Annotated in this window: 24 protein-coding genes and 1 riboswitch; of the genes, 19 read left to right on the forward strand and 5 right to left on the reverse strand. The window is 59.7% G+C overall.

The genetic code is table 11. The annotated features are described in order from the left end of the window. Positions 1–63: 63 nt before the first annotated feature. The 12 genes from dnaJ to radC all read left to right on the forward strand — a co-directional run bounded on the left by dnaJ (position 64) and on the right by radC (position 9691). The gene (gene dnaJ, locus ACR0IV_RS15955) at positions 64–1212 is read left to right on the forward strand and encodes a molecular chaperone DnaJ (RefSeq protein WP_480660159.1); all 1149 of its coding nucleotides are present in this window, start codon (positions 64–66) and stop codon (positions 1210–1212) included. Positions 1213–1386: 174 nt separating this feature from the next. Continuing rightward, positions 1387–1492, forward strand: a riboswitch (TPP riboswitch). A 47-nt stretch (positions 1493–1539) separates the two neighbouring features. Further along, the gene (thiD, locus tag ACR0IV_RS15960; RefSeq protein ID WP_480660160.1) at positions 1540–2343 is read left to right on the forward strand and encodes a bifunctional hydroxymethylpyrimidine kinase/phosphomethylpyrimidine kinase; all 804 of its coding nucleotides are present in this window, start codon (positions 1540–1542) and stop codon (positions 2341–2343) included. Next, complete coding sequence (gene thiO, locus ACR0IV_RS15965) at positions 2340–3317, forward strand: glycine oxidase ThiO (RefSeq protein WP_480660161.1); 978 nt, start codon at positions 2340–2342, stop codon at positions 3315–3317. Before thiD ends, thiO begins: the two co-directional genes overlap by 4 nt. Beyond that, positions 3301–3495 carry a sulfur carrier protein ThiS gene (gene thiS / locus ACR0IV_RS15970; RefSeq protein WP_480471371.1) on the forward strand — a complete coding sequence of 65 codons (195 nt, stop codon included), beginning with the start codon at positions 3301–3303 and terminating at the stop codon, positions 3493–3495. Before thiO ends, thiS begins: the two co-directional genes overlap by 17 nt. A 2-nt stretch (positions 3496–3497) precedes the next feature. After that, positions 3498–4262: a thiazole synthase gene (locus ACR0IV_RS15975; protein ID WP_480660162.1), complete on the forward strand. Its 765-nt coding sequence runs from the start codon at positions 3498–3500 to the stop codon at positions 4260–4262. After that, a complete protein-coding gene (locus ACR0IV_RS15980; protein ID WP_480660163.1) occupies positions 4259–4855 on the forward strand; it encodes a thiamine phosphate synthase in 597 nt (198 codons plus the stop codon). The genes ACR0IV_RS15975 and ACR0IV_RS15980 overlap by 4 nt, the downstream gene beginning before the upstream one ends. Next, a complete protein-coding gene (locus tag ACR0IV_RS15985; protein ID WP_480660164.1) occupies positions 4852–5817 on the forward strand; it encodes a ThiF family adenylyltransferase in 966 nt (321 codons plus the stop codon). Before ACR0IV_RS15980 ends, ACR0IV_RS15985 begins: the two co-directional genes overlap by 4 nt. A gap of 20 nt (positions 5818–5837) precedes the next feature. Further along, the gene (locus tag ACR0IV_RS15990) at positions 5838–6773 is read left to right on the forward strand and encodes an ABC transporter substrate-binding protein (protein ID WP_480471375.1); all 936 of its coding nucleotides are present in this window, start codon (positions 5838–5840) and stop codon (positions 6771–6773) included. After that, the gene (gene tenA, locus ACR0IV_RS15995) at positions 6770–7444 is read left to right on the forward strand and encodes a thiaminase II (RefSeq protein ID WP_480660165.1); all 675 of its coding nucleotides are present in this window, start codon (positions 6770–6772) and stop codon (positions 7442–7444) included. The genes ACR0IV_RS15990 and tenA overlap by 4 nt, the downstream gene beginning before the upstream one ends. Beyond that, a complete protein-coding gene (locus tag ACR0IV_RS16000; RefSeq protein WP_480660166.1) occupies positions 7441–8169 on the forward strand; it encodes an ABC transporter ATP-binding protein in 729 nt (242 codons plus the stop codon). Before tenA ends, ACR0IV_RS16000 begins: the two co-directional genes overlap by 4 nt. Further along, complete coding sequence (locus tag ACR0IV_RS16005; RefSeq protein WP_480471378.1) at positions 8166–8900, forward strand: ABC transporter permease; 735 nt, start codon at positions 8166–8168, stop codon at positions 8898–8900. The genes ACR0IV_RS16000 and ACR0IV_RS16005 overlap by 4 nt, the downstream gene beginning before the upstream one ends. Before the next feature lie 35 nt (positions 8901–8935). Then, positions 8936–9691, forward strand: coding sequence for a RadC family protein (gene radC / locus ACR0IV_RS16010; RefSeq protein ID WP_480471379.1), 756 nt, complete (start codon positions 8936–8938; stop codon positions 9689–9691). Positions 9692–9694: 3 nt separating this feature from the next. Here the strand turns inward: radC and ACR0IV_RS16015 are convergent, their stop codons facing one another. The 3 genes from ACR0IV_RS16015 to secA all read right to left on the reverse strand — a co-directional run bounded on the left by ACR0IV_RS16015 (position 9695) and on the right by secA (position 15006). After that, positions 9695–11242, reverse strand: a complete 1548-nt coding sequence (locus tag ACR0IV_RS16015; RefSeq protein WP_480660167.1) for a phosphate ABC transporter substrate-binding/OmpA family protein — start codon at positions 11240–11242, stop codon at positions 9695–9697. Between the two features lie 25 nt (positions 11243–11267). After that, complete coding sequence (locus ACR0IV_RS16020) at positions 11268–12188, reverse strand: hypothetical protein (RefSeq protein WP_480471381.1); 921 nt, start codon at positions 12186–12188, stop codon at positions 11268–11270. A gap of 100 nt (positions 12189–12288) precedes the next feature. Next, the gene (gene secA / locus ACR0IV_RS16025) at positions 12289–15006 is read right to left on the reverse strand and encodes a preprotein translocase subunit SecA (protein ID WP_480660168.1); all 2718 of its coding nucleotides are present in this window, start codon (positions 15004–15006) and stop codon (positions 12289–12291) included. 176 nt (positions 15007–15182) lie between these two features. On the opposite strand from secA, the gene ACR0IV_RS16030 reads away from it, so the two are divergent. From ACR0IV_RS16030 to mutT, 3 genes are read left to right on the forward strand one after another with little or no spacing between them, the layout of a single operon-like run. Then, a complete protein-coding gene (locus ACR0IV_RS16030) occupies positions 15183–16031 on the forward strand; it encodes a peptidylprolyl isomerase (protein ID WP_480660169.1) in 849 nt (282 codons plus the stop codon). Positions 16032–16038: 7 nt separating this feature from the next. Then, a complete protein-coding gene (gene argJ / locus ACR0IV_RS16035) occupies positions 16039–17265 on the forward strand; it encodes a bifunctional glutamate N-acetyltransferase/amino-acid acetyltransferase ArgJ (protein ID WP_480660170.1) in 1227 nt (408 codons plus the stop codon). Then, positions 17262–17660, forward strand: a complete 399-nt coding sequence (gene mutT / locus ACR0IV_RS16040; protein WP_170334201.1) for an 8-oxo-dGTP diphosphatase MutT — start codon at positions 17262–17264, stop codon at positions 17658–17660. Before argJ ends, mutT begins: the two co-directional genes overlap by 4 nt. Positions 17661–17795: 135 nt before the next feature. Here mutT and ACR0IV_RS16045 read toward each other — a convergent pair whose 3' ends face one another. Both ACR0IV_RS16045 and ACR0IV_RS16050 read right to left on the reverse strand, forming a co-directional pair. Next, positions 17796–18716, reverse strand: a complete 921-nt coding sequence (locus ACR0IV_RS16045; protein ID WP_480660171.1) for a hypothetical protein — start codon at positions 18714–18716, stop codon at positions 17796–17798. Then, positions 18713–19381 (reverse strand): class I SAM-dependent methyltransferase, encoded by a 669-nt coding sequence (locus ACR0IV_RS16050; protein WP_480660172.1) that lies wholly within the window; start codon positions 19379–19381, stop codon positions 18713–18715. Before ACR0IV_RS16050 ends, ACR0IV_RS16045 begins: the two co-directional genes overlap by 4 nt. 443 nt (positions 19382–19824) lie before the next feature. Between ACR0IV_RS16050 and ACR0IV_RS16055 the strand changes: the two genes are divergently transcribed. From ACR0IV_RS16055 to ACR0IV_RS16070, 4 genes are all read left to right on the forward strand, one after another. Further along, on the forward strand, positions 19825–21768 hold the full coding sequence (locus ACR0IV_RS16055) for an AMP-binding protein (protein WP_480660201.1): 1944 nt from the start codon (positions 19825–19827) through the stop codon (positions 21766–21768). A 79-nt stretch (positions 21769–21847) separates the two neighbouring features. Continuing rightward, a complete protein-coding gene (locus ACR0IV_RS16060) occupies positions 21848–22666 on the forward strand; it encodes an ABC transporter ATP-binding protein (RefSeq protein WP_170694891.1) in 819 nt (272 codons plus the stop codon). 78 nt (positions 22667–22744) lie between these two features. Further along, positions 22745–23731, forward strand: coding sequence for a branched-chain amino acid ABC transporter permease (locus tag ACR0IV_RS16065; protein WP_480660173.1), 987 nt, complete (start codon positions 22745–22747; stop codon positions 23729–23731). A 2-nt stretch (positions 23732–23733) separates the two neighbouring features. Continuing rightward, positions 23734–23991, forward strand: a complete 258-nt coding sequence (locus ACR0IV_RS16070; protein WP_480471388.1) for a hypothetical protein — start codon at positions 23734–23736, stop codon at positions 23989–23991. The last annotated feature ends 2 nt before the right edge of the window (positions 23992–23993 follow it).

Consider the following 23993-nt stretch of genomic DNA (forward strand, 5'->3'; position numbering starts at 1 on the left):
GCCAATTTGGGCCGGTCCGGTTGCCGGGCCGGCCCGATTACGTTGAGGCAGAAGGAAATACTGATGTCCAAACGCGACTATTACGAAGTGCTCGGCGTGTCCAAGGGCGCTTCTGCGGATGAGATCAAGAAAGGCTTTCGCAAGAAAGCTAAGGAATTGCATCCCGATCGCAACAAGGACAATCCTGATGCCGAGTCGCAGTTCAAAGAGGCCAATGAGGCCTATGATGTACTGCGCGATGCCGATAAAAAGGCCGCCTATGACCGCTTTGGCCACGCCGCGTTTGAAAACGGCATGGGGGGCGGAGGCCGCCCCGGTGGCGGCTTTGGCGGGCAAGGCGATTTCTCCAGCGCATTCTCGGATGTATTCGACGACCTGTTCGGCGACTTCATGGGTGGTCAGCGCGGAGGCGGCGGACGCCGCGCCGCACGCGGGTCGGACTTGCGTTATAACCTGCGCGTGACGCTGGAAGAGGCCTATGCAGGCCTGCAAAAAACCATCAACGTGCCCACGGCTGTTGCCTGTTCTTCTTGCGAGGGCACGGGGGCCGAAGGTGGTGTCGAACCAACGGCTTGTCCGACCTGTTCCGGCATGGGCAAGGTTCGCGCACAGCAAGGTTTCTTTACAGTCGAACGCACCTGCCCGACCTGTTCCGGTCTGGGCCAGATCATCAAGAACCCCTGTAAATCCTGCGGTGGCGCTGGTCGTGTCGAAAAAGAACGCGCCTTGTCGGTCAACATCCCCGCTGGTGTCGAGACCGGCACCCGCATCCGTCTGGCGGGCGAGGGCGAGGCCGGAATGCGCGGTGGCCCTCCGGGCGATCTTTATATCTTCGTTGAGGTTTCCGAGCACAAACTGTTCGAACGCGACAGCGTAAACCTCTATTGCCGCGTGCCGGTCAGCATGGCCAAGGCCGCCCTGGGCGGATCTATCGAGGTGCCGACCATCGACGGCGGTCGCGGCCGCATTCAGATCCCAGCAGGCAGCCAGTCTGGCCGCCAGATGCGCCTGCGTGGCAAAGGCATGCCTGCCCTGCGTGGCGGTGGTGTCGGTGATATGTTCATCGAGCTGGCTGTGGAAACGCCGGTCAACCTGACCAGCCGCCAGAAAGAACTGCTGCGCGAGTTCGACGATCTGGGTGAAGACAACCACCCGGAATCCAAAAGCTTCTTCTCATCAGTCAAATCCTTCTGGGATGGCATGAAGGGCTGAACCGCTTCAAAAAAGGGGGCTCTGCCCCCGCCGCCTTTCGGGCGTCTCCCCCGGGATATTTATAGCCAGATGAAGCGGGGGACCCGTTTTTCATCTGGCCCCAAATATCCCGGAGCGCGAGGCAGAGCCTCGCAAAATCCCCTTGATTCTTTGCGCCCCACCTGAGATGGTCCGCGCCAACCGTTGGGGTGCCCTGTCAAGGGGCTGAGAGCTGCTGTTGCATCAACCCATCGAACCTGATCCGGGCAATACCGGCGGAGGGAACGGTCTTACACTAAGCAGACGTTTTCCACGCCTCCGTTGCCCCCAAACAGATGGAGCATGCGGATGGCGCCTATTGCGTTGACAATCGCGGGGTCGGACAGTGGCGGCGGGGCCGGGATTCAGGCCGACCTTAAGGCCATGTCGGCCTTGGGCGTTTACGGTGCCAGCGTCATCACTGCCGTGACCGCGCAGAATACGCGGGCCGTGACGGCTGTGCACGGTATACCGCTCGACGTTATCGCAGCGCAGATCGATGCGGTTCTCAGTGACTTGAACGTTCGGGCCATCAAGATCGGCATGCTGGCCACGCCCGACATTATCCACACGGTGGCGAGTGCAAATTCCGAGTTTGATGGTCCGGTCGTGCTCGATCCGGTCATGATCGCCAAGTCGGGGGATGCTCTGCTGGCAGATGAGGCGGTGCAGACGCTGCGTGAGGTTCTTCTCCCGCGCGCCACCGTATTGACCCCCAATCTGCCTGAGGCCGCGCGCCTGCTTGAGCAATCTGTGGCTGAATCGCCCGACGACATGATTGAACAGGGCCGGGCGTTGTGTGCGCTGGGTGCAAAATCTGTTCTGATGAAGGGTGGACATGGCGCCGGGGATGTCTGTCATGATCTGCTGATTGACGCATCGGGCCCGATGCACGAGTTCAAAGCACCGCGGCAGCACACCAGGAACACGCATGGTACTGGATGCACCCTATCCTCTTCGATTGCGGCTGGACTGGCACAAGGCCTTTCGCTTGAGGGGGCGGTTTCTCAGGCGCATGAGTATTTGCAGGGCGCAATCTCGGCGGCGGATAATCTAAGGATTGGTCAGGGTCACGGGCCGGTGCATCACTTTCATCGGGCCTGGTCCGCGTGACCGTCTGGTCCGTCATAGGGGCGGGTGTGGCCGGTCTTGCGGTGGCCAGTGAGATGGCCTCGCGCGGGGCACGTGTGCAGGTCTTTGATCCTGGTGGTCCTCCGGGTCCGCATGGATGTTCCTGGTGGGCCGGGGGGATGCTGGCCCCTTGGTGTGAGTTTGAAAATGCCGAAGAGCCGGTTTTGCGCCTGGGTCAGCAAGCCATCGATTGGTGGGCGGCGCGGACTAGGATGGATCGCCGGGGGACGCTGGTTGTGGCCAATGCCCGGGACCTGCCGGATCTGCGCCGCTTTGCGCGTCGAACGCATGGCTTTGAGGAGGTGGCGCACGACGGTATCTCCAAGTTAGAGCCTGATTTGCATGGGTTTGGTAAAGGCCTCTATTTCACGGATGAGGCCCATGTCGATCCGCGCCAGGCGTTGCAGGACTTGTATCGTGACCTGAAAGAACAGGGCGTCACCTTTCATCGGAAACTCGCCCCGGCGCGGCTTGAGAACGCGATTGATTGCCGGGGGCTGCACGCGCGTGAGGTTCTGCATGATCTGCGCGGCGTGAAGGGTGAGATGCTGGTAATCCGCTGCCCGGATGTGGCGCTGACGCGACCCGTGCGTCTGCTGCACCCGCGCATGCCGCTCTATATCGTGCCGCGTGGTGATGGCGTCTATATGCTGGGCGCGACGATGATCGAATCCGAGGACAGCAGCCGGATCACGGCGCGGTCGATGCTGGAGCTGCTCAGCGCGGCCTATGCGTTGAACCCGGCCTTTGGTGAGGCGGAGGTGCTGGAGATCGGCGTCGATCTGCGCCCCGCTTTTCCAGACAACCTGCCACGCATCCGGCGCTTGGGTCGGACAATCTATGCCAACGGGCTGTACCGCCACGGCTATCTGCTCGCCCCGGCATTGGCAAAAGGCGTGGCTGATCTGGCGCTAGAGAACAAACATTCGGAGATGGTCGATGAAGATCGTGCTTAACGGCGAGGCGCGCGAAGTGCGGGCCGAAACTCTGACCGAGCTGTTGGAGGAATGCGGTTTTTCGGGCCGCGTCGCCACCGCTGTGAACGAAGATTTCGTGCCCTCCAGCCTACGCATCGCCCACAAACTGACGGATGGCGACCGGGTTGAAGTGGTCGCGCCGATGCAGGGGGGCTGAGGATGAAGACATTCTATGGAACCGAGCTGCCCAACCCGCTGATGCTGGGCACCGCGCAATATCCCAGCCCCGCGATCCTGGAGCAAGCGTTCCGCGACAGCGGGGCAGGGGTGGCGACGGTTTCTCTGCGCCGGGAATCCGGGGCCGGGCAGACGTTTTGGCAGATGATTCAGGACCTTGGCGTGCTGATCCTGCCCAATACGGCGGGGTGTCATACAGTGAAAGAGGCGGTGACCACCGCCCAGATGGCGCGCGAAGTCTTCGACACCAACTGGATCAAGCTGGAACTGATCGGTCACACCGACAGCCTGCAACCGGATGTGTTCCAACTGGTCGAGGCTGCGCGCATCCTGACCGAGGACGGGTTTCAGGTTTTCCCCTACACCACCGATGATCTGATCGTGGGCGAACGCCTGCTTGAGGTCGGGTGCGAGGTGCTGATGCCCTGGGGTGCACCCATCGGCTCGGGTCGCGGGCTGAACAATGAATACGCTCTGCGTGCGATGCGGGCGGAATTTCCCGATGTGCCGCTGGTGATCGACGCGGGTATTGGACTGCCCAGCCACGCTGCGCACGCGATGGAGCTAGGCTATGACGCCGTTCTGCTGAACACCGCCGTGGCTCGCGCTGGTGATCCCGCGATGATGGCCCGCGCCATGATGCGCGCGATTGAGGCCGGGCAACTGGCCCATCAGGCCGACCCGATTGAGGCGCGCGATATGGCGGAACCCTCAACCCCCGTGATCGGAAAGGCCTTCCTGTCATGATACTGGACCGTTTCTATCCGATCTTTGATCACGTGGACTGGCTGCAGCGGATGCTGCCTTTGGGCGTGAAGCTGGTGCAGCTGCGGGTGAAGGACCAGCCCGATGCTGTAGTGCGCGAGCAGATCGCGCTCGCACGAGACCTTTGCCGTGCTCAGGGTGCTGTTCTGGTGGTGAATGATTATTGGCAAATGGCCATCGATCTGGGCTGTGACTGGATTCATCTGGGGCAGGAGGATCTGGACGATGCCGATCTGACCGCTATCCGAAAAGCCGGCCTGAAGCTGGGCGTTTCAACCCATGACGATGATGAGCTTGAGCGTGTTCTGGCCATGGACCCGGACTATGTCGCGCTGGGGCCGGTTTATCCGACCATCCTGAAAAAGATGAAGTGGCATCAGCAAGGCTTGCCACGCGTGACCGAATGGAAGGCCCGCGTTGGGGACATTCCTTTGGTCGGTATCGGCGGGATGAGCGTTGAACGCGCGCCGGGTGTGCTGGATGCTGGGGCAGACATCGTCTCGGTCGTCACGGATATCACCCTGAACACCGACCCCGAGGCGCGCGTGCGTCAGTGGATCGAGGTCACCAGATGAGCCGCTACGCCCGCCAGACCTTGCTGCCCGAAGTAGGGGCCGAGGGGCAGGCCCGCCTCGCGTCGGCTCATGTGCTGGTCATCGGCGCGGGTGGTCTGGCTGCTCCGGCGCTTCCTTTGCTTACCGGGGCCGGGATCGGGCGGATTACGATCGTCGATGGCGATACCGTTGATCTGTCGAACCTGCATCGTCAAACCTTGTTTACTGAGGCGGACTGCGGGCGCTTCAAAGCGGATGTCGCGGCTGATCGTTGCCGGGCGCTGAATGGCGAGATCGAGCTTGCCGGTCAAAAACAGGCTCTAACAAGCGTGAATGTCGCTTCCATGGTGGCGCAGGCGGATGTGATCCTCGACTGCGCAGATAGCTATGCGGCCAGTTATATCCTGTCGGACACCTGTCTGGCCCAGGGTAAACCGCTGATCAGTGCCTCAGTGCTGGGCCTGTCTGGCTATGTTGGCGGGTTTTGCGGCGATGCCCCGTCCTTGCGTGCCTTGTTCCCGGACGCACCGGACAGCGGGGCCAGCTGTGCGACCGCTGGGGTTCTGGGTCCGGTCGTGGGCATCATCGGTACGATGCAGGCGCAGATGACGCTGAACCTGATCCTTGGCATCCAGCCATCGCCGCTGGGTCAGATGGTGCAATATGATGGCCGTACCCTGCGCAGCAGCAGTTTCCGGTTCGACGACGCGCCCGAGCCGAACAGCTGTTTTCGCTTCCTATCGGCCGACCAACTGACGACAGATGACCAGATTGTTGACCTGCGCAGTCACGACGAAGCGCCCATCCCCGTGCATCCCGGCGCGGCGCGCGTTTCGCCGGATAAGCTGTATGAAATAGACCCTAATAATGGCAAACGGCTTGCACTGTGCTGTGCCACCGGTCTGCGTGCATGGCGCGCGGCTGAAAAGATTCAACCGGATTGGCCTGGCGAGATTGTCCTCGTCGCGGCCTCAACCTCGTGAATGAAAAGGAAACGCGAGATATGAAGAAACTGATCGCTGCAATCGCCCTGCTGGCCGCCGCGCCCGCCTGGGCCGAGGACAAGATGACCGTCCTGCTGGACTGGTTTATCAATCCCGACCACGGCCCCATCATCGTAGCGCAGGAAAACGGCTATTTCGCCGAACAGGGTCTTGAGGTCGAAATCGTCCCGCCCGCCGACCCGTCCGCCCCGCCGCGTCTGGTGGCCGCCGGGCAGGCCGATTTGGCCGTGTCTTACCAGCCGCAACTGCATCTGCAGATCCATGAGGGCCTGCCCCTGAAACGCGTCGGCACGCTGGTTGCAACCCCGCTCAACTGCTTGCTGGTGCTGGAAGACGGCCCGATCAAATCGCCCGCCGACCTCAAAGGCAAGAAAATCGGCTTTTCGGTCGCAGGTGTGGAAGAGGCTGTTCTGAGCACGGTTCTCGGCAAATATGGCGTGGCGCTGGATGAGGTTGAGCTGATCAACGTGAATTTCTCGCTTTCGCCATCGCTGATGACCGGTCAGGTTGATGCCGTCATCGGTGCCTATCGCAATTTCGAACTGAACCAGATGGATATCGAAGGTGTCCCCGGCACCTGTTTCTATATCGAGGAAGAAGGCGTGCCGCCCTATGACGAGCTGATCTATGTGGCCAACCCCGAGACTATGGATATCGACAAGGTGACCCGCTTCCTCGCCGCAACCGAGAAGGCGACGCAGTATATCGTCAACAACCCCGAAAAAAGCTGGGAGATCTTCTCGGGCACCTCGCCCGAATTGCAGGACGAGCTGAACGCCCGCGCCTGGGTCGACACGCTGCCTCGCTTTGCGCTGCGTCCTGCGGGCCTTGAGGCTGGTCGCTATGCGCGGTTCGAAGCCTTCCTGAAGGACAGCGGCATGATCGACAGCATCAACCCTGTCAGCGACATCGCCATCGACGTGACCGCGCAATGAGCGATTATGGCAAAGCCTTCACGCTGATGCGTGATGCGGCGCAAGGGCCGTGGCGGGATTACACCCGCCACGCTTTTGTCGAAGGTATGAAAGACGGGATGCTGCCGCGTGAGGCGTTCCTGCATTACCTGCGGCAGGACTACGTGTTTCTGATCCACTTCTCCCGCGCCTGGGCGCTGGCGGTGGTGAAATCGGAAACGCATTCCGAGATGCTGACTGCCGTGGGCACCGTAAATGCGCTGGTTGCCGAAGAAATGCAGCTGCATATCGGCATTTGCGAAGCAGCGGGCATTTCGCAGGAGGAGTTGTTCGCCACCCCCGAACGCGCCGAAAATCTCGCCTATACCCGCTTTGTGCTAGAGGCCGGGTACAGTGGCGATCTGCTCGACCTTCTGGCGGCGCTTGCGCCCTGCGTCATGGGCTATGGCGAGATCGGCAAGCGGCTGGCGGTCGAGGCGACGTCAGAGACCTATCGCGACTGGATCAGCACCTATGCCGGTGAAGACTACCAGGGCGCGTGCAAAGCGGTCGGCGCGCTTCTGGATGATGCTCTAACAAGGCGTATTGGGGCAGATTTTGAGGCCTCACCGCGCTGGGAACGCCTCTGCCAGACCTTCCGCACCGCGACCGAGCTTGAGGTCAATTTCTGGCAGATGGGCCTGACCCCATGACCCCGACGCCCGATCTGTCCATCAGCGGCACGGCCACCATCGACGGGGCGACGCTGTTCGCTCCGCTGACCCTGACCCTTGGGGCCGGGGCGTGGACCTGCCTGCTGGGCGGATCGGGCGTGGGCAAAACAACCGTCTTGCGGCTGATTGCGGGGCTGGAGACCGGGGCCGAATTCTCGGGCCAGATCACTGCCAGCGATGGGCAATCGGTCCCGGATCGGGTGGCCTATATGGCGCAGGACGATCTGCTGCTGCCTTGGGCGACTGTGGCGCAGAATGTCTCGCTGGGCGCGCGCCTGCGAGGTGAGGCGATCGATCTGGACCGTCGCGAGCGCCTGATCGCGCGGATGCGCCTGCAAGATCATATGGCCAAGAAGCCCGCCGAGCTGTCAGGCGGGCAGCGTCAGCGCGTGGCCCTTGCCCGCACGCTGATGGAAGACCGCCCCATCGTGTTGCTGGACGAACCATTCTCGGCACTCGATGCCCGCACCCGCGCTGATATGCAGGATCTGGCCGCCGAGGTGCTGCAGGGCCGGACCGTTCTGCTTGTCACCCATGACCCGGCAGAAGCCGCGCGTCTGGGTCAATCGATCACCGTGATGACGCAGCAGGGTCTGACGCCCTGCGACCCCCCGAAAGCCCCGGCTCCGCGCCATGTGGACGATCTTGAAACGCTTGAAACCCAAGGTGCTTTGCTACGGCTCCTGCGCGAGGGGGCGGTATGAAGTACCTCTCTGCCCTCGCCGCGACCCTGTTTGCCCTTGCCATCTGGCAAGGCATCGTCTCGATCACCGGGTTGCCCAAATTCATCCTGCCCGGACCTGCCGTCGTTGCCGAGACCTGGTGGCAGAACCGCTGGCTGATTGCCGAACACACCTGGATCACGGCGATCGAAGTGCTGATCGGTCTGGCCTGTGGCACACTTTTGGGTGTGGTCACCGCGCTGCAGCTGGCCAATTCGCGGGCGGCGCGCGTGTTGGTGCAGCCGATGCTGGTGTTCACGCAGGCGCTGCCGGTCTTTGCGCTGGCTCCGCTACTGACGCTGTGGCTGGGCTACGGCCTCTGGTCGAAGGTGGCGATGGCGGTGCTGATCATTTATTTCCCGATCACCTCATCTTTCTTTGACGGGCTGATGCGGACGCCGCCGGGCTATCTGGATCTGGCCCGAACGATGCAGGCCAGCAAGCGGTCGGTTCTTTGGCACATTCGTATCCCTGCCGCCCTGCCGTCGCTGGCCTCGGGGATGCGGTTGGCGGCGGTTTATGCGCCCATCGGGGCGGTGATCGGCGAGTGGGTCGGCTCCTCGCAGGGGCTGGGTTATCTGATGCTGCTGGCCAATGGTCGTGCAAAGACCGACCTGATGTTTGCCGCGATGCTGACATTGGGCGTGTTTTCGATTGTGCTGCACATGGTTGTCCGCCGCGCCACGGCGCGCATGGCGGGCGAGATGCGTTAACCATTCGGAAACTGATTCTGCGTCAGGGTAGGCCCATGACACAGGACGCCTTTGCCGAAGCCCCCATGCTGTTCGACACAGACGAAGCGCCGGCGCAGCCGCTGCCCGGTGGTCGGTTACCCTCCTACATCAAAGACCACCGCAAGCGGCTGCGTGAACGGTTCATGTCGGGCGGCTCGTCCGCGATGCCGGATTATGAACTGTTGGAGCTGGTCCTGTTCCGGTCCATCCCCCGGCAGGATGTGAAACCGCTGGCCCGGCTGCTGATGGATGCATTCGGCGATTTCAACCGGGTGCTGACTGCGCCCGAAGAACGGCTGCGCCAGATCAAGGGCGTCGGGGACACCGTGATCACCGATCTGAAAATCCTTGAGGCCTGCGCGCATCGCATGGCCCGCGCAAGGGTGATGCAGAAGCACGTGATCTCGGGTTGGGACGCCCTGTTGGACTATTGCCACACGACGATGGCGCATCGCGAGATTGAGCAGTTTCGCGTGTTTTATCTGGATCGCAAGAATGCGCTGATCGGGGATGAGGAACAGGCCAAAGGCACCGTCGATCACGTTCCGGTCTACCCGCGCGAGGTGGCCAAACGCGCGCTGGAGCTCAATGCTTCGGCCTTGATCCTGGTTCACAATCATCCGTCAGGCGATCCGACGCCCTCGCAATCGGATATTGATATGACCAACCGGATACAGGATGCCTGCTCGGCGCTGGGACTAACCCTGCATGATCATCTGATCATCGGAAAATCGACCGAGCTGAGCTTCCGCTCGCAAGGGTATCTGTGACGGTTACTGCACCCAGACCTCGACCCGGCGGTTTACCTTGCGGCCCCATTCGGTGTCATCGCAGGCCATTGGCATGGCTTCGCCAAAGCCCTCGGTCGTGATCTCGACACTATCGGGCATGCTGGTTTCAACCGCTGCCAGTACCAAATTGCGAACGGTCTGGGCACGCCGCAGGGCGATCCTCGTATTTGCGTCGGCACCGCCCACCCCGTCACTGAACCCGACAAAGCTCAGCTTGCGCACGTCCAGAGCGCCGCTTTCCAATGCCTGGGCCAATTGCAGAATGTTCGAGCGTGACTGGGCATCAGGGCGGGATGACCCCGGCTCGAACCGGAAGGACAGCGATAGCCGGGTCATCGGGCGCAAGACCTCGATCATGCGTTGCAGCGCGTCCAGACCGACCTCGGTGCCGCCGGTTGCGATGGCGTTGGCCAGCCGGTCACCCTGCAGGCCAAGGCGGATGGCTTCGGGCGACTGATCGACAAATCCGGCCTGCCGGATCACCAACTGCGCCTCGGGGCTTTGCGTATAGGACAAAAACTGCCGCGCGAGTTTGGGCAGGCGGTGTTGCGGCAGATACAGGAACATCGGCGCGGTCAGCGGATAATCTTCAGTCTTTACCGATTGGCGCGTCGCCATGATGGCATGACCACATCCGCCGGCCAGCGGCAACACGCGTGCAATACCGGTCTCGGCAAGGCTGGCAATGCCAATGGCGAATGGATCACTCGAGACCACGCGCACCAGATTGCTGTTGCGGGGATGACGTGTGATTGCCTCGGCCAGCGTGGCATTTACTGGCTTCATAAGCAGATCGTCCACCGCTTGTGCCAGCCCCGATCCGGGCACCGTAAGGTTCAGTGCAATCGGCGCGTCCGGCCCGCCCAGATCAGCCCAGTTGGTGATCTCACCCGCAAACACACGCGCCAGATCAGCGGCCGAGATCTGCTGTACCGGATTATCCGCAGACACAACCGGCACCATCGCGTCCAGCGCCAGAACGCGGGATCTGCGCGGATGGGTCAGGTCACCCAGCCCTGCCGCACGTGTCAGGTCCTGCTCGGTATCCCGTATCTCGCGTTGGGCCAAAACGATATCCGTGGTGTTTTCGACCAGGTCGACAAAGCCCTGTCCGGTATCGGTTGCGCGCAGGATCAAGCGGGCCAGCGGAGCCTGCCGATCCGGCTGGTGCAGCGCATAGGTGGTTCCATCCTGTGAATGCGCAACCTCAAGCCCTTCTTGCGTGGCAAAGCCCTGAATCAGCGCGGGCAGCAGCGTCTCGGCCATGACAGATGCGCCTGACAGGCGAATCTCGGCCACGAAATCGGTCAGGTTGGGGCAGGCGGGGCCGTCGCAGGTTACACCCGAGCCGTCGACCGTCAGCTCTCCGAACTGGGTGTCGACTCGGTAGAATTCGCCATCATAGCCCAGCAAAGTGCCCACCACCTCAACCTTGCCGTCATGTGAGGTCAGGGTGATGTCCTGCGCGATTGCACCCGTTGCGCCGGGCAAGACAAAAAGCGCAGCTATCGCCGCACGAAAAAATGTCATGAGGAAGTGTCGACCTGCCAGCTGTTTATTTTGCAGCGATTGTCAGGTCTGAGAACAGATTATTCAACACCAGAAAATCACCAGTCGCGTCACAGCCGGGTATTTCCAGCGTCAGATCACGCGAGCGCAGACGCTGATCGGCGCGCCATTCCAGCGATTGCACATGCAGGTCTGCACCGCAATTGGCTTCCGTCACTTCGGCTTCGACCGACAGCGCGATCGATCCGGCCTCGATCCCGGTATTGGTCGGGAATGAATAGACTTCGATACTGTGCGCCTTCTCCGAATCGCCCTGGCCCAGATGGATCACGGAACCCGCGCCACCGGCCTCGGAACCGGACCAGACATGGCCGTTTTCGCCATAGCTGGCACCGAATTCGAGCGCATGCAGTTGAAGGTCGGTCTCGCCCTCCCATTGCAGCGCAACGCGGTTATAGGTCTTGATCTCGGGCACATGGGTCGTGGCCACGGTGCCTTTCTGATCAGAGAAGGAAATCAGGAAAATGGCGTATTCCGCCATCGCCGGTACCGTCAGGTCCAGCCGGCCAAGCGCATCCGTGCGGGTCGAAAACACCAGCCCGCTGTGATGAATCTCGATCGGTTGATCCATGTGACAAGGCGCTTTGACCCGAAGACGGACATTCGCGCCGGGTACGGCCATTGCACGCGCGCTCAGGTCACAGTTCGAGGGGAAGCGTGGCTGAACACGCGATGTCAGAGGGGCGTCGGGTGATACATTTTCACGTGCGGCGGTCGGGGTCGATGAGGTCAGCACAACAGCTTCGAGCCCTGACAGGCCCACCGATTGCTGCGCGATCGAAGCAACACGTTCCGAGCCCGCATCAGGCGCGGGGTGCTGAGCGGATCCGCTCTGCATCAAGTATCCGATAGCCAGGGCGCAGGCAACGGTTCCGCCCGTGGTCACGTAGTTCTTTATTACAAACAAGACACCCTCCCCAGTTGAAGGAGCGAGTCGCAATTTGACCCTCAATCACGGCCAATATGTGGCCGCGAGGCGGACTCATTGTGTCGGATAGAAGGTGACCTTAGGTCAGTCTACCATGACAATGCTTGAATTTCTTGCCTGATCCACAGGGGCATCTGTCATTGCGCGACGGGTTACCCCAGGTTGAAGGATCATCTTCGACAAACCCCGGTCGTGCATCGCCCGAAGCTTCGGCTTCGGCAACCGCTTCGGCCTGATCTGCCGCCTGATCCACTGCCTGTTGTGCCTGCGCTTGCTGTGCCTGCATCTGCGCCAGCATCTCTTTCTGCTCTTCTTCGGTCAGTGGGCGGACGCGCGACAATTGCTGTGTCACCGTCTCACGCAGGCTGTCGAGCATACCTTCGAACAGCTGGAAGCTTTCGTTTTTGTATTCGTTCAGCGGATCGCGCTGGGCGTAACCCCGGAAGCCAACGACCGAGCGCAGATGCTCCAGCGTCAGCAGATGCTCGCGCCATTTTCCGTCGATGGTCTGCAGCAAAACCTGCTTTTCGATGTTGCGCATGTTCTCGGGGCCAAAGGCAGCCGCCTTCTGCGCCATCATCTCATCGGCGGCGTTGATCAGACGCTCGCGCACCTGTTCATCATCCACGCCTTCCTCGGCGGCCCAGTCCTGAACCGGCGCGTCGATGGTCAGCTTGTCCTTGATCGCCTCATGCAGCCCGTCCGTGTCCCATTGATCGGCGTAGGATTTCGGTGGCATGTATTCGTCGATCAGATCGTCGATCACCTGTTCGCGCATGTCCGAGACGATTTCCGACAGGTCATCCGAGGACATGATCTCGCGGCGCTGGCTGAACACCACCTTCCGCTGGTCGTTCATCACGTCGTCGAATTTCAGAACGTTTTTGCGCATGTCGAAGTTACGGCCTTCGACCTTGGACTGCGCCCGTTCCAGCGATTTGTTCACCCAGGGGTGAATGATCGCCTCGCCTTCTTTCATGCCCAGCGTGGTCAGAACCTTGTCCAACCGTTCCGAGCCGAAGATGCGCATCAGGTCGTCTTCGAGGCTCAGGTAGAACACGGTGCGGCCTGGGTCACCCTGACGGCCCGAACGACCCCGCAGCTGGTTGTCGATGCGGCGGCTTTCGTGACGCTCGGACGCCATCACATAGAGACCACCGGCAGTCAGAACCTTTTCCTTTTCTTCCGCGTGGCGGGCCTCTTCGGCTGCGCGCAGCTGGGCCGGGTCGGCCTCGGGGTTCTCGGCCAGCGCCTGCAGCACCTTCATCTCGACATTGCCACCGAGCTGAATGTCAGTGCCGCGACCGGCCATGTTGGTGGCGATGGTCACTGCGCCCAATCTGCCCGCATCGGCCACGATCTGCGCTTCCTGCTCGTGCTGGCGGGCGTTCAGAACGTTGTGCTCGATGCCTTCCTGCTGCAGCATCTGGCTCAGCACTTCGGACTTTTCGATAGACGTCGTACCTAGCAAGACCGGCTGGCCCGTTTCCTGAGCCTTCTTGGTTTCCTCAATCATCGCGCCGTATTTCTCACCGGCGGTGCGATAGACCTGATCGTCTTCGTCAAGACGCGCAATGGGTTTGTTGGTCGGCACTTCGACCACACCCAGACCATAGATTTCGGCAAATTCCTCGGCCTCGGTCAGGGCCGTACCAGTCATGCCGCCCAGCTTGTCATACAGGCGGAAATAGTTCTGGAAGGTCACGCTGGCCAGCGTCACGTTCTCGGGCTGGATTTGCACGCCTTCCTTGGCCTCGATGGCCTGGTGCAGACCTTCGGACAGGCGGCGGCCCGGCATCATGCGGCCGGTGAATTCATCGATCAGCACCACGTTGCCATCGCGAACAATGTAATCCTTGTCGCGCTGGAACAGCTTATGGGCGCGCAGGCCCTGATTGACGTGGTGCACCACGGTCGTGCTTTCCGGATCGTACAGCGAATGCCCCTCGGGGATCAGACCCGCAGCGATCAGCTGCTGCTCAAGAAACTCGTTGCCCTCATCGGTGAAGGTCACGTTGCGAGACTTCTCGTCCAGCGTGAAATGATCGTCACTCAGCGACGGGATCAACGCATCAATGGCGGTGTACAGATCCGACCGGTCCTGCGACGGGCCTGAGATGATCAGCGGCGTTCGTGCCTCATCAATCAGGATCGAATCCACCTCGTCGACAATCGCGAAATTGTGGTGCTTCTGATAAACCTGCTCCAGATCCGCCTTCATGTTGTCGCGCAGATAGTCGAAGCCCAGCTCGTTATTGGTGGCATAGGTGATGTCGCATTTATACGCGGCCATCTTTTCCGCATCGGGTTGACCCGACCAGATCACACCGGTGGTCATGCCCACGGCGGCAAACACCTTGCCCATCCATTCCGAGTCACGCTTGGCCAGGTATTCGTTCACCGTGACCACATGCACGCCCTTGCCGGTCAGCGCGTTCAGATAGGCGGGGAAGGTGGCGACAAGCGTCTTGCCCTCACCTGTTTTCATCTCCGAAATATTGCCCTGATGCAGGAAGGCACCGCCCATCAGCTGCACGTCAAACGCCCGCAGACCCAATGCCCGCTTGGCCCCTTCGCGCACGTTGGCAAAAGCCTCGGGCAAAAGGGCGTCCAGACTCTCTCCATCCAGCGCGCGTTGGCGCAGCTCGGCGGTCTTTTCGATCAGGCCTTCGTCGGATAGTTTCTCAAACTCGGGTTCCAGCGCGTTGATCTTTTCGATCAGGGGGCGGGTCGCCTTGATCTTGCGGTCGTTCGGTGTTCCGAACACCTTTTTGGCGAGCGTTCCGAGTCCCAGCATGTTCACTCCAGCGGATCTGTTCTTATCGTGGTTGCGACAGGCTTGCCCACCTTGCGCGCAACCCATAGATACGGGGGGTGAAAGGCGGCCCTGTCCAAGGCTTCAAAGCGATGTAAGCGGCAGGTTCTGAAGTGTCAACGCTGCGCCCTGTCGCGGCAAAGAAATAGGATGATTCCATGCCCAAAGGCCTCACTTTTCTGCCATCGCTGGCGCTTGCTGCCGTGATAGCTCTGCCGCTGGCCGCCCAGACCGCACCGGATGCGTCGACTGTTGTGGCACGTGTCAATGACGACGAAATCACATTGGGTCACGTCATCGCTACTGCATCGGCTCTGCCCGCGCAGTATCAGCAGCTGGAAGACGACGTTCTGTATGACTTCATCCTTGAACAACTGATCCAGCAGCACTTGCTGAGCCAAGAGCAGGGCGAGCTAAACACCCTGAACGCCTTGCGGCTGGAAAATGAAACCCGTTCGCTGCGCGCGGTGCAGACGGTCGAGGCGATCACCGCCGCCGAAGTGACGGACGAAGCGATCCAGTCTGCCTATGACGCGCAATTCGCCGAGTTTGTAGGCGAAGATGAGTTCAACGCCAGCCACATCCTTGTCGAGACCGAGGAAGAGGCGAACGAGATCAAGACGCAACTCGATGACGGGGCCGATTTCGCCGAACTGGCGAAAGAGAAATCCACGGGTCCCTCGGGCCCCAATGGCGGTTCGCTGGGATGGTTCGGCAAAGGCCAGATGGTGCCTGAATTCGAAAACGCGGTTGTTGCGTTGGAAAAAGGTCAGGTCTCGGACCCGGTACAGACGCAGTTCGGCTGGCACGTGGTGGCATTGAACGACAAGCGCAAATCGGAGGCCCCCGCGCTTGACGCAGTGCGCGGTGATCTGGCCCAGACCATCCGGCAAGAGGCCATTCAGGCCAAGATCGACGAGCTGACCCAGAGCGCTCAGATCGAACGCCCCGCGCTCGACGGTGCCGGCCCCGAGATCGTGCGTCAGCTTGAACTGGTTCAGGAGTAAGCTTCCCGTGGCGACGATTACCAAGGTCTCTCCGCTGGCTCCGGCGGGCTTTCCCGAACTGCCCGCCATCGACGGCGTGCGTTTTGCCACGGTCGAGGCAGGCGTGCGCTATCAGGGCCGTACTGATGTGATGCTGGCGGTGCTCGATCCGGGCACCTCGGTGGCCGGGGTTTTCACCCGCTCCGCTACCCGCGCAGCACCGGTTCTGGATTGTCAGGACAAGATCGGCGGGCCATCTGACGGGCCAACGGCGATCCTGGTGAACTCAGGCAATGCCAACGCCTTTACCGGCCACTACGGCCAGACCTCGGTGGCCGAGGTGACCGAAGCGGTCGCCAAAGCAACGGGTGTCGCGGCGGAGCGGGTCTTTACCTCCTCTACCGGAGTGATCGGCGAACCGCTTCCTCACGACCGCATCGTTGCGCAGCTTGAGACGCTGAAAGCAGGCCTCAGCCGCCACGCGATCGAGGACGCGGCACAGGCGATCATGACCACCGATACCTTCCCAAAAGGGGCGTCCGCTCAGGTCGAGATTGGCGGTAAAACAGTCTCTATTGCGGGGATTGCGAAGGGCTCTGGCATGATCGCGCCCGATATGGCGACGATGCTGGTCTATATCTTCACCGATGCTCAGGTCGAACAATCCGCCCTGCAAGTGATGCTGAGCGCACAGACCGACCGCACCTTCAACTGCATCACTGTCGACAGCGACACCTCGACCTCTGACAGCTTGCTTCTGTGCGCGACCGGCGCGTCGGGCGTCGATGCTACTGGCAATGCCGCGTTTGAGCAGGCTTTGGAAACGGTGATGCTGGACCTTGCGCAGCAGGTGGTGCGCGACGGTGAAGGCGCCACGAAATTCGTAGAAATTCGTGTGACCGGGGCCGCCACGGATGCCGACGCCAAAACCCACGGGCTGGCTATCGCCAACTCCCCTCTGGTCAAAACCGCCATCGCGGGCGAGGACCCGAACTGGGGCCGCATCGTCATGGCCATCGGCAAATCCGGCGCCGCTGCCGACCGCGACCGCCTAAGCATTTCCTTCGGAGATATCCTCGTCGCCGAAAAGGGTTGGGTCAGCCCCGATTACCGCGAAGACGCCGCCGCCGCTTATATGAAGGGCCAGGACCTTGTGATCGCCGTCGATCTGGGACTTGGCGAGGGCAAATCCACAGTCTGGACCTGCGACCTGACCCACGGCTACATCGAGATCAACGCGGACTACCGTTCATGAAGACAGTATTAGTGTCTGCGGTGGCTCTGATCGACATCGAGGGCCGCGTTCTGCTGGCCCAACGCCCCGAGGGTAAATCCATGGCCGGTCTCTGGGAGTTCCCCGGCGGTAAGATCGAACCCGGCGAAACCCCCGAGGCCGCCCTGATCCGCGAATTGCACGAGGAACTGGGTATCGACACCTGGGCCTCCTGCCTCGCCCCCCTGACCTTCGCCAGCCACAGCTATGACGATTTCCATCTGCTGATGCCGCTGTTCGCCTGTCGCAAATGGGAGGGCATCCCGCAGTCGAAAGAAGGTCAGGCGCTGAAATGGGTGCGTGCAAATGATCTGCGGAACTATCCAATGCCAGCGGCGGACGTGCCGCTTATTCCGATATTGCGGGATTGGTTGTAAGGCCTCACCTTCCTGCCAGATCAGGATTAAGCACGGCGTCTGCGTATCAAATTGCGAAGCCAGCGCCGCTTGCGTCTTGGCCGTTATGGTTCCATGCGAAAGGCAATCGTAGGACGACGCTGACAAGTGGTCTCGTCACCCGGGGTCGACATCCCGCTGCAACAGGGGCGCAAATCTACGGCGTGCGGCAGGCCAGTCGAAATGAAAAAGAGGATCGGGCACGCGCCAGTTTTCACCATAGCTTTGTGCCAGTAAGGCGGGTGCGTCTTGGGGCAGCATGATAACCCCTTCATTCAATGGCTTTAGCGGGAATATCGCACTCTCCGGCAGGTCGTTGAGCGCGTAGGGATAGACGCTGAAGCGTCCGTTTTCTGTCCATGCCGGAAACAGGTCGATATCGATACCCAAGCTGTTCTTCACCTTGAATATGATCGAGTTCCCAGCTGAAGAAGAGATGTCCAGACAGTCGCTATCCAACAAGACCTTTTGGTATTGCGACCATTTTTCAGAAACGCCTTCAAGCGTGCACTCGCCTAGATGCACGGCAAAATCGACATCATCGTCATGCGCGATCAGCCGGCCTTCCCGGATATGCCCCAACAATGCCCCGGCATAGAGTATTATCGGTTTTCCCAGCTGAACTACGGGTGCCAGCTCAGCGTCGAGTTTCGAGAATATGTCATTATCCGCCATTTCACCGAATGTTCTGTTGTAGCCATGCGGTGTGATGAAATCTGGATGCAGAGTTTGTCTGATAAGTGCAAAAAAGGCCGTGAATCGGGCCTCCTGACCCTTTTTTGCATAACGTATTTCCATCTGCTTTAGCCGACCATGTATTCGTGCAGGCCTGATCCGCGTATGGCAGGAAAACAGAATATAGGTTTCCTCCCAATCGTCATGCAGTGTCGGATTTCCCAACCTCCGAACATGATCTGCCAGCGATTCCAACGCCAGACGCGTTCTGCGTGGTCGCGGCAGTGCGGTTCGGGTTGAAGCATGCTCAAACACTTTGGTGCGCAGTGCTGCGACGCGCCTCAGGACCTTTGCTTCATTCATGGCTGTTTTTCATAGATTGCTCGAGCCACGATTGCGTCTTCTGACTTGTATTTGGCAAAACCGATACCTTCGATTCCGTAGCATTTCATGAACTGGCACCGTTCCATTTTTTCATCCAGTTCAGCCGCGCTCAGGTAGCGCCGGAAATGCGGAGCGGCGACTTTTTCGGTGTTTCGATCTGCCAATGTCCGGTATTCGAATGCAACAATATCTCCGGGTTCACATCCGTTATGGAGCGCATCAATCAGCGCATCTTCCTCGTCGTCTGTAATCGCGTGCAAAAAGAAACGCGCGTAAACGCACACGGTTTCGGCGCGCCGCTCAGACAGCACCTGTCGAACCCGTCCATCCTTAAGATTGGTTCTGACAAACTCGAGGCCATCTCCGCCCTGCAATCCTGCGTGTTTCTGCGCTGACTCGACGGCGGCCTCTGATGCATCCAATCCGGTTACTTTAAATCCATGACGTGAAAAGAAAAAACTATCACGTGCATTTCCGCACCCGATATCAATGACGTGTGCTTTCCGATCAATTTCATTGGCCACAAACGCGGCAAACTGTGACGGCAGCGACAGCTCCCACGACTCTGCTGAGCGGGTATAAAAGCTGTTCCAGAATGCGTGTCGATCTTCAGGCGGGACCAGCCCAAGTGAGTTTTCGGTCATTAAGGGTATTCTTTCATGCGGCAGTTGAACGACACTGCGAGAGTTTTGTCAGAGCTCCGGCACGACTGCAATTGCTTCTTCATTCGCAATTGCCAGGGGCGAAACACTGTGGCTTGCAAACCAACTCAACTCGCATTGGAGTCTTTCTTTGGGTATGCCGTCTGTTTCGTCCAACTGTATCTATTGTCGTCGGTTGCAGCGTGACTTGTCCCGGTTTTTCATTTTGTACATCTTGTACAACTCGGAAGATCACCCCTCTGACGCTGTTACAATTCGTAAGAATTGAGAAAACATCAGGCAAAACTTGACGCTGATCCTCCGCCTGTCCCTAATCGGGGCATTGGCGTTCGGGCACTATCCCGGAGCCGCCATTTCCGGCCCGGAGGAGGGGTCGGGTGGGGAGGAGAAAAAGATTGGCTCAGACGCAGTCGGGCGCTGAAGGGATGCAGTCTCTTCCGGCGCTGTTACACCGCAATGTCATGCAGTTCGGGGATGCCCCGGCCTACCGTGAAAAAGAATTCGGCATCTGGCAATGCTGGAGCTGGGCCGAGGCCGCGAAAGAAATCCGCGCTATTGCGTTGGGGTTTCTGGAAATCGGTGTTGAACCTGGCGACCATATCGCCGTCATAGGCCGCAACCGTCCGGCGCACTACTGGTCGATGGTGGCGGCGCAGATGGTGGGTGCGGTTCCGGTACCGCTGTACCAGGACTCGGTCGCCGAAGAGATGGCCTATGTGCTGGAACATTGTGGCGCAAAATATGTCGTCTGCGGTGATCAGGAGCAGGTCGACAAGGTCATCGAGATTCAGGAAAATCTCCATCAAGTCAAACACATACTCTACACCGACAAGCGCGGGATGCGGAAGTATGACCACTCCCAGATGAACGCGCTTGAGGACATCATGGCCGAGGGCAATGCTGGTCACGCGCGGTTTGATGCCGAGCTGGACAAGCGCATCGCGGCGATCACCTATGACGATACCTGCGTGATGCTCTATACCAGCGGAACAACGGGCAAGCCCAAGGGTGTTGTGCTGTCGAACCGGAATGTCATTGAAAGCGCCAAGAATTCTGCTGAATTCGACCACCTGAGCCGGAATGAGGACATCCTGTCCTATCTGCCGATGGCTTGGGTGGGCGACTTCATCTTCTCCATCGGTCAGGCCTATTGGTGCGGCTTCTGCGTGAACTGCCCAGAAAGCGCCGACACGATGATGACTGACCTGCGCGAGATCGGGCCGACCTATTTCTTCGCTCCGCCGCGCGTGTTCGAAACCCAGCTGACCAATGTGATGATCCGGATGGAGGATGCGGGCAAGCTGAAGCAGCGCATGTTCCACCACTTCATGGCGCACGCCAAGAAGGTTGGCGGCCAGTTGCTGGACGGGAAGCCCGTCGGGTTTGGCGACAAGATGAAATACGCGCTGGGCAATATGCTGGTTTATGGGCCGCTCAAGGATACGTTGGGCTATGGCCGTTTCCGTGTGGGTTATACGGCGGGCGAGGCGATTGGGCCGGAAATCTTTGATTTCTATCGTTCTTTGGGGATCAACCTGAAGCAGCTTTATGGCCAGACCGAAGCGACCGTGTTCATCACACAGCAACCCGATGGCGAGGTGCGCGCGGATACGGTTGGCGTACCGGCCCCTGCGGTTGAGCTGAAGATCGATGACAGCGGCGAGATTCACTATCGCTCGCCGGGTGTGTTTGTGGAGTATTACAACAACCCGGATTCCACGGCTTCGACCAAAGATGCCGAAGGCTGGGTGGCCACCGGGGATGCCGGATTCATCGAGGAAACCTCGGGCCATTTGCGGATCATCGACCGCGCAAAGGACGTGGGCAAAATGGCCGACGGGTCGATGTTCGCGCCGAAATATGTCGAGAACAAACTGAAGTTCTATCCCGATATTCTTGAGGTCGTGCTGTTCGGCAATGGCAAGGACCGTTGCGTGGCTTTCATCAATATTGACCTGACGGCGGTAGGAAACTGGGCGGAGCGTAACAACGTGGCCTATGCCTCTTATCAGGAACTGGCGGGACATCCCCGTGTGTTAGAGACGATTCGAAGCCACGTCGAAGAAGTGAACAAGTCGGTCGCGGCGGATGAGATGCTGTCGGGCTGTCAGGTGCATCGCTTTGTGGTTCTGCACAAGGAACTGGATGCGGATGATGGTGAGATGACCCGGACCCGCAAGGTGCGCCGTGGCTTTGTCGAGGAGAAGTTCCACGACATCATCGCAGCGCTTTATGACGGGTCCGAGAGTGTGTCGACTACCACCGAAGTGACCTATGAGGATGGTCGCAAGGGTTCGATTTCTGCAACGCTGGAGATTGTCGACGCGCCAGTGGTGCCGGTCGCGCAGCACAAGGTGGCAGCGGAATGAGGGGCCTGTCGCGCGCCGCTCGACCTGCGGTCATCGCCCCGCCCGCCGTCCCGTTTTTGCGTAAGTCTGGGAGAGGCTGATGCTGGATAATTCCGAAGGATATGTCACCGAAGACGGCCGCAAGATCGGCGGCGTGGTGATGGAGATGAAGAACATCACGCTGCGTTTCGGCGGTGTTGTGGCGATCAAGGATATCTCGTTCGACATTCGCGAAGGCGAAATCCGGGCGATCATTGGGCCGAACGGGGCGGGCAAGTCCTCGATGCTGAACGTGATCTCGGGGTTTTATGTCCCGCAAGAGGGTGAGGTTTGGTTTCACGGATCCAAGCGCCCGCCGATGCGGCCTTTTGAGGTGGCGCAGCAGGGGATCGCGCGGACGTTTCAAAACATCGCTCTGTTCGAAGGCATGAGCGTTCTGGACAACGTCATGACCGGGCGCTTGGGTTACATGAAGACCAACATTTTTCAGCAAGCTTGGTGGAAGGGTAAGGCCGAAGCGGAAGAGACCGAGAACCGCGAGGCCGTCGAGAAGATCATCGATTTTCTTGAAATTCAACACATTCGCAAGACACCTGTGTCGCGCTTGCCCTATGGTTTGAAGAAACGCGTCGAACTGGCACGTGCACTGGCGGCAGAGCCCAAGCTGCTGTTGCTGGACGAACCGATGGCCGGGATGAACGTTGAAGAGAAAGAGGACATGAGCCGCTTTATCCTCGACGTGAATGATGAGTTTGGCACAACGATTGCCCTGATCGAACATGACATGGGCGTTGTAATGGACCTGAGCGACCGAGTGGTCGTGATGGATTATGGCAAGAAAATTGGTGATGGCACGCCGGACGAGGTACGCAACAACCAAGAGGTCATCGACGCCTATCTGGGGGTCAGCCATGACTGACCTTCGAGCCGCGCCAAGAAAATTCGCCGAATTTTCTCCTGCCCTGTACCCGACAACATTTGATCGGAGGACCCTCTGATGCCTGAACAACTCGTATTTGCGATGGAGGTCATCCTCAACGGTCTGATGGCCGGGGTCCTCTACGCTCTGGTCGCGCTGGGGTTTGTGCTTATCTACAAGGCATCCGGCATTTTCAATTACGCCCAAGGGGTTATGGCCCTGTTCGCAGCGATGACGCTGGTTGGGATCATGAATGGTCAGGTGCCCTTTGCGCATCTGATCAATGCGACCTTCGGCACGCATGTCTATAACTTTGGTTGGAATGTGCCCGCTTTGCTGGCGATTATCCTGACCATGGCCGTGATGGTGTTGCTGGCCTGGGCGGTGCAGCGGTTCGTGATGCGCCATCTGGTCGGGCAGGAACCGATCATCCTGTTCATGGCAACCATCGGTCTGGCCTATTTCCTAGAGGGTGTGGCTGACCTGATGTGGGGATCCGAGATCAAGACGCTGGATGTAGGCTTGCCGCAGGGCATTAACCTGTGGATCGATGAGACGACCTTCAACATCTTTGATTACGGCTTCTTTATCGACAATCTGGACATCGTGGCGACGATCATCGCTGCACTTCTAGTGGCGGCTCTGGTCGCGTTCAGCCAGTACACCAAGCAGGGCCGAGCGATGCGCGCGGTGGCGGATGACCATCAGGCGGCGCTGTCGGTGGGGATCTCGCTGAACTTCATCTGGGTCATGGTCTGGTCGGTGGCCGGGTTTGTGGCGCTGGTCGCGGGCATCATGTGGGGCACCAAATCGGGTGTGCAGTTCTCGCTGTCTCTGATCGCGCTCAAGGCTTTGCCGGTGCTAATGCTGGGCGGGTTCACCTCGATCCCCGGAGCCATCGTCGGCGGGCTGATCATCGGCGTAGGCGAGAAGCTGTTCGAGTTTGCACTCGGCCCCGCGCTGGGTGGTGCGACCGAGAACTGGTTTGCCTATGTTCTGGCGTTGATCTTTCTGGTGTTCCGGCCGCAGGGTTTGTTCGGCGAAAAGATCATCGAGAGGGTGTAGCGATGACCAAGCTGATCGCTATCATCAACGTGATCGCATGGGCAGGGTTCTGGGCCTTTGGATATATCGCTCTGACCTCCGATGACCTGAGTGAAGGTCAGCTGGTGATCGCCGCGATCCTGGCCTTTGCCGGGCTGGTCATGGGTGTTCTGGCTTACATGAAACTGGTGCGCGCCTCTGAGGCAACCGGATATGCCAAAGGCACCAACCAATTGGACTCCGCTGCCCGTAATCGGGCGCAGGAAGAATGGGGAAAGTAAGA

Source organism: Ruegeria sp. C2 (genome assembly GCF_056537765.1).